This is a genomic window from Bradyrhizobium sp. NBAIM08 (genome assembly GCF_020193935.1).
GTDB classification, from domain to species: domain Bacteria; phylum Pseudomonadota; class Alphaproteobacteria; order Rhizobiales; family Xanthobacteraceae; genus Bradyrhizobium; species Bradyrhizobium yuanmingense.
In genome coordinates this window covers 1-437 of record NZ_JADYVR010000458.1, presented here as the reverse complement: position 1 = coordinate 437, position 437 = coordinate 1, and the positions used below count along the sequence as shown (strand labels likewise).

Annotated in this window: 1 pseudogene; it reads left to right on the top strand. The window is 67.7% G+C overall.

What is annotated here, in order from left to right:
• Nucleotides 1–196 (top strand): annotated as a pseudogene (locus I6F37_RS40420) (gluconolaconase); the annotation flags it as partial.
• Nucleotides 197–437: the final 241 nt, after the last annotated feature.

The window sequence follows — 437 nt, the reverse complement described above, 5'->3', positions numbered from 1 at the left end:
CATGGAGGACGGCACCAAGTACGTGAGCAGCGTCATGAACGGCGGCGTGTCGCGCATCAGGCCCGGCCAGCCGGCCGAGCTGATCGCCCAGAACGTCCCGAGCGCGGCGTCGATGTGCTACGACCCGGTGGCGCGGCAGCTGGTCATCCCGATGAATGCCAACAACGCGCTGGCGTTCGTGCCGCTGCCGAAGTGAAGTGAGTCTCTGAGAGGCTGTGAAACCCTCGCGTCTGTCAGCTTCGAGCTTCCAGCTTCCGGCTCGTGCTCTCGGGGTCAGGGCGGCGGCCTTCCCCCAACGCCGTCCGAGCGCCCTGAGCCGGGGCGTTGAGCCTTGAGCCCTGAGCCCTTCTAGCCCTGCATCCGGTCGCACTCGGCCTTGTAGGCCTCGAGCCGGGTGGTGAGCCTGGTCTGGACGGCGCTCTGCGCCGCGTAGACAT